We start from the raw sequence: 6,000 nt of genomic DNA on the forward strand, positions 1-6,000 counted from the left end.
TTGCGTGCAGGTCCTGTTTTTTGTGCCCTTGCATCGTCAGTTTCCAAAGGGCTAAAATAATCACTATTATTCTAAATCGAGGTGAAGCCAATGGAAAAAGCAGGCTGGCAAAAAAATATGGTGTTTTTGTGGTTTGGTAACTTTATGACTGGCATGGGCTTTTCCATGACGATGCCGTTTTTGCCGTTGTATATTCAAACATTAGGACACTTCAATGCTTGGCAGCTGAATTTGTTGAGTGGCACGGCGTTTGCCATCACCTTTTTAGCTAAAGCCATCGCTTCGCCTTTTTGGGGGAAGCTCGCCGATCAATATGGTCGCAAACCCATGTGTTTGCGGGCAAGCTTGGGGATGACGATCACCATCACCTTATGTGGATTAGCCCCAAATGTTTGGTTTTTGATCGTGATCCGCGGGATCCAAGGTTGTTTTTCTGGGTATATCAATAATGCCAATGCCATCATTGCTGCGTCTGTACCAGTGGAAAAATCTGGTAAAGCAATGGGGACCTTAGCCACAGGCAATGTGGTCGGGACCTTGCTAGGACCTTTGTTAGGTGGGGTATTAGCGGGGATGTTCGGCTATCGCGCCAGCTTTTTTGTCACGGCCACCATGATGTTTGTGACCTTTTTGTTGACCTTGTTTTTCGTCCATGAAGCGTTCACGCCGGTCACCAAAGCAGAAATGGTACCGACTAAGCAAGTCTTTAGTCAAATGGCTTATCCCCGTTTGATTTGGGGATTATTCATCACGACCATGGTGATTCAAGCGGCGAATATGTCGATCACCAGCTTTATCAGCTTGCTCGTGGCGTCAATGGTGAAAAACCCAAGCCAAGTGGCCTTTGTTTCTGGGGTGGTGTCTAGTTTGCCTGGGATCGTCACCTTGATTGCGAGTCCGATCCTTGGGGCATTGTCTGATCGCGTCGGCGCTGAAAAAGTGTTGATAGTCGGGTTAGTGATGGCAGTGATCTGTTTTATCCCCATGAGCATGATCCACAACATTTGGCAGTTAGGGATTTTACGTGCGTTGCTAGGGGTTTCTGATGCGGCATTGCTGCCAGCGATTCAAGCATTGATGACGCGTTATGTTCCCAAAGCTGGCTTTGGTCGGATCTTCTCGTATAATCAATCGTTTCAAGCAATGGGCAGTGTCGGGGGACCGATGTTAGGTTCGGTGGTCGCCAGTTTGTTTAATTATCGCTCAGTATTTTTAATGACCGCGATCCTTGAAGGAATCAATGTCTTAGTGTTATGGCCTGGCACCCGTGATGTGTGGCGCCATCATACTCAAAAGGTCACAGTCTGACTGTCTAATGATGACAGTTCAGGCTGTTTTTTTACGTGAATTTCCAGCTATTATGGCAATAATGTGAGTATTCGTGACCTAGAATGAGAAAAACTTTCAAGCTGCAAATACCGATAATACAGCATTTGTGAATGTTTCCTGAAAAAATAATTAAAAAATGATTGCAATTTAAATGAGGATGTTTTAATATACAGTCATTCGCAATTATCAAACACAAATCACGGAGGCGACACGGATGACAGAAACATCAAGCAAAGGATCAGTAAATGATCATATGTCCACTATGGACTGGGTTTATCGGGTATCAGCAGGGATTGCTAACGCCGTGTTGGTGTGCTTAGGGATCGGCCTTTTATTCCAAGCTTTGGCAAACTTCACGCATTGGACGGCCTTGTATCAAGTGGGGTCAATTGCCCAAGTCTTGCTCGGCCCAGCCATTGGGGTCGGCGTTGCCATTACCTTGCGGGCAAACACCTTAGTCGCATTCTCCGCGATGATTTCTTCAACCATCGGCGCTAACGCCGCCTTTTTGACCCACATGGCGACTAAAGGCGATGCCACTGCCACTGGTTACACGTTGGCTCACGCCGCAGGTAGTGTGGTGATGTCCACTGGCCAACCAGTTTCTGCGGTTGCCGCTGCGATCATCGCCACTTTGATCGGGAATTACCTTACTGGTAAGACGCCTTTGGATATGTTCATTGTGCCATTTGCCGCAACTTTCATCGGGATCGTTGCTGGGTTAGGATTAGCATCAGTCACCACGCCATTTTTAGTTTGGATCTCTGGAATCATCGCCAAAGCGATGTTGGTTAACCCGATCTTAGGGTCTGCGATCGTTTCTGTTGCTTGGGGCTTGTTCTTAATGACACCTGCTAGTTCTGCGGCGTTATCAGTGGCCGTTATGTTGTCACCATTAGCTGCTGGTGCCGCATTGATCGGCACCACTGCCCAATACGTCGGCTTTACTGCAATTTCTTTCCGTGAAAACGACCTTGGTGCCAACATTGCTCAAGGTGTGATCACCCCGAAAGTGCAATTTGGGAACTGGTTGGAAAATCCTGCTTTAGCAGCAGGCCCAATGTTATCTGCTGCAATCTGCGCACCACTGGCCACCATTTTCTTCCATTTCCAAACGACTGCTGCCATGGGTGGCTTAGGGCTTTGCTCTTTCATCGCGCCAGTTGGGTTGGCTTCAGTTTCCATGAAGATGTTCTGGGTTTACATCGCCTTTGGGATCGTCGGCCCTGCAGTGATCTCCTTCTTAGTCTTTAAGTTCGAAGAATCCATGAAGTGGGTTAGCCAAAAGCAACTCCACCTCACCATTGTTTAATCTCTGCCATAAAAGGTTGGCCTTGGGTCGGCCTTTTTTGTTTTAAATGTGAAGACAGATTAAATTAAATTAGTTTTTTCTCTTTACTTTCATTTAATTTTAATGTAATCTGAACCACAGAAAGAAATAGGGGGTACCACCACATGAAATATACGAAAGTTGCCGCTGCTGGCACCGCATTGTTGGCTGCGACGTTAACGTTAGCGGCTTGTGGAAGCAAATCTGCTTCTGACAAACCAGCTAAAACTGATACTTGGTCACGCATGGTTAAAGATGTGATTCAAACGCAAGATGACGCGCAAATCGTTGACGTTATCTCTGGGCAAACTGCGGTTGATACGATGGATGGTTTGGTGCGCTATAACGGCTCTAAGTTGGAACCAGCCGTTTCTAAAGACGTGCCTAAGGCCACTAACGGCGGCTTGACTTACACTTATCATTTGCGTAAGTCCAATTGGAGCAACGGGGATAAAGTCACGGCTAAAGACTTTGTATATTCTTGGCAACGTGCGGTTGACCCTGCCACAAAGTCTGAATATGCTTATTTGTTCTCTGGTATCAAGAATGCAGATCAAATCATGGCAGGCAAGGCCAAAGCGTCAACTTTAGGGGTTAAAGCCGTTGATGATTACACCTTTGAAGTCACTTTGGAACATGCGATCCCATACTTCAACACCATGATGGTCAACCCAGTCTTCTTCCCAACCAACAAAGCTGCGGTTGAAAAGTGGGGCAAGAAGTACGGTTCTCAATCCAAGTATATTGTCAACAACGGCCCTTACACGTTGAAAGGTTGGAACGGGACCAACAACTCTTGGTCTGAAGTCAAGAACGACAAGTACTGGAATGCCAAAGATGTTCATATCAAGACCATCAAGACGCAAGTGGTTAAAGACTCTACCACTGCTTTGAACTTGTACAACTCTGGTAAACTTGATGATGCGGTATTGACTGGCGCCACTGCGCAAAAGAACCGCACCAACAAAGATTACCAAGGCTTGAAGCAAGGCCGGACGAGTTACTTGGATATGAACGAAAAGAAAGTTTCTGCATTCAAGAACGCCAAGATCCGTCAAGCAATCTCCATGTCCATCAACCGTAGCCAATTCGTCAACAAAGTCTTAGGTGATGGTTCGATCACCGCGCAAAACTTGAGCCCTCAAGGCATTGCCAAGAACCCATCAACTGGCGAAGACTTTGCTAAAGAATCAGCTGGCTCCGCTGCTGGTAAAGTTTCCACATACAACACCAAAGAAGCGAAGTCATTATGGACTGCCGGCTTGAAAGAAGAAGGCAAGACTGGTTTGGATGTCACCTTATTAACTGATGATACTGAACAAGCTAAGCAATCTGCTGAATATATCCAAGCAGCCTTAGAAAAACTCCCAGGCTTTAAGATCACCTTACAAACCGTACCATTCAAGACCCGTGTGGCACGTTCGCTGTCAGGCGATACCCAATTGGTTCTTTCCAGTTGGCAAGGGGACTATCCAGATCCAATCACCTTCTTGGATATGTACACCACTGGCAACACCTACAACTTCGGTTTCTGGTCCAATGCCCAATACGACGCTTTGATCAAGAAGTCTAAGACCACTGATGCCAGTGACGCCAACAAGCGTTATGAAGATCTGCAACAAGCCCAACAATTGTTGACTCAACAAGCTGGGATGGTGCCTTTGTATCAAACTGTTGAAGCGCACTTAGTCAATAAGTCCATCAAAGGTTTGACTTACAGTCCTGCAAACATGTACAACTTCGTCGGTGCTTCTTTGAAGTAATCGTCGTCACAGGAAACGACTCGCCAAGTGCGGGTCGTTTTTTTCGTGTCTGGGAAAATTATGGCGGTTTTCATGGAATCACAGAAAAAGTTAATCTTTTGTGTCATTTAACGTAGACGAGTGTATATGAAAAGTGTACAATGGTGACTATCAACTACGAATCACCATTGGAGGAGTTATTATGTTTGCAAAATATCGTTCGGTCAGCTTGATCTTGCGAATTATTATCGGTTTGGTCATTGGGGCTGCGTTAGCGATCATTTTCCCAAAAGCCGCGTTTATCGGGGTCATGGGGCAATTGTTTGTTGGCGCGTTAAAAGGGATCGCCCCAGTGATGGTGTTCTTCTTGATCTTATCTGCGATTTCTGCCTTTCGTGAAGGCGGCGAAAATCACTTCGGCTCAGTGATCAAGTTATATCTGTCGGCAACCTTGTTGTCTGCCTTTGCCGCAGTGGCCGCTTCTTGGTTGTTCCCATTAAAGCTCAACTTACCGAAATCGGTTAAAGTGGCAGCTAGCGCACCAAAGTCGTTAGGCAAAGTGATCGAAGACTTGTTGGTCAACGCGGTAGGGAACCCTTTGGATGCCATCGTCAATGCCAACTACTTGTCGATTTTGTTTTGGGCATTGTTGATCGGCTTCATGTTGCGGTTAGCTTCTAAGCAAACTCGTCAAACGATCACCGAAATTTCTGATGCGATCATTAAAGTGGCCCAACTGGTCATCGAATTTGCCCCATTTGGGATCTGCGGTTTGATCTATACTTCAATTTCTGAAACTGGGTTTGCCAGTGTTGCCAAATACGGGCAATTAGTCCTGTTGTTAGTTGGGACGATGGCGGCAGTGTACTTGATCTTATATCCATTGATGGTGTTTGTGATGACGGGGCAAAATCCTTATCCATTGACCCTTTGGACCTTGAAAGTGTCTGGGATCCCAGCATTTTTCACCCGTAGTTCTGCGGTGAATATTCCCATTAACTTACAAGCATGTGAAGATCTTGGCTTGAACAAAGAATCTTATGCAGTGTCGATCACGTTAGGTGGGTCTGCTAACTCTGGTGGCGCTGCGATCACGGTTTCGGTCATGACTTTGGCTGCTTGTGCCACTTTAGGCATTCATGTTTCCTTCTTCTTAGCGGTGATTTTGTGCATCTTGACGGCATTGGCTGCCACTGGTGCTAGTGGGATCGCTGGCGGGAGTTTGTTGATCATTCCAATGGCAGCATCGATTTTTGGGATCTCCAATGATATTGCGATGCAAGTGGTTGGGGTCGGCTTTATTATCGGGGTCATTCAAGACTCTGTTGAAACTGCGGTGAACTCAGCTTCTGATTTATTATTCGCCGCTGCTGCTGAATGGCATGACGTGCAAAAAGCCACTGGCAAAAAAGTCGATATCAAAGCGGCGGTTCGCAACGCTGATCATAAACAAAATAATCGTGTCCCAGCAACTAACGCTGAACAAGCGTAATCAAAGTCAAATAACTCCTCAAAAGGCCGATCGGCGCTGGTCCGCGTCAAGTAGACAAGTCAAATAATTAAAGTTGCTATGCAATTTCCTTTACGGCATGATTCCGA

General features: G+C 46.2%; 4 protein-coding genes. All 4 read left to right on the plus strand.

Annotation, left to right across the window (positions count from 1 at the left end; all coding sequences use genetic code 11):
* Positions 1 to 90: 90 nt before the first annotated feature.
* A complete protein-coding gene (locus EKM92_RS12955; protein ID WP_125711425.1) occupies positions 91 to 1,308 on the plus strand; it encodes an MFS transporter in 1,218 nt (405 codons plus the stop codon).
* A gap of 235 nt (positions 1,309 to 1,543) precedes the next feature.
* Positions 1,544 to 2,641: a PTS sugar transporter subunit IIC gene (locus EKM92_RS12960; RefSeq protein WP_125711426.1), complete on the plus strand. Its 1,098-nt coding sequence runs from the start codon at positions 1,544 to 1,546 to the stop codon at positions 2,639 to 2,641.
* Positions 2,642 to 2,784: 143 nt separating this feature from the next.
* Positions 2,785 to 4,422, plus strand: coding sequence for a peptide ABC transporter substrate-binding protein (locus EKM92_RS12965; RefSeq protein ID WP_125711427.1), 1,638 nt, complete (start codon positions 2,785 to 2,787; stop codon positions 4,420 to 4,422).
* A gap of 181 nt (positions 4,423 to 4,603) precedes the next feature.
* Complete coding sequence (gene sstT / locus EKM92_RS12970) at positions 4,604 to 5,893, plus strand: serine/threonine transporter SstT (RefSeq protein WP_125711428.1); 1,290 nt, start codon at positions 4,604 to 4,606, stop codon at positions 5,891 to 5,893.
* Positions 5,894 to 6,000: the final 107 nt, after the last annotated feature.

Origin of the sequence: Lacticaseibacillus porcinae (assembly GCF_003946305.1) — a bacterium.
Lineage (GTDB): Bacteria > Bacillota > Bacilli > Lactobacillales > Lactobacillaceae > Lacticaseibacillus > Lacticaseibacillus porcinae.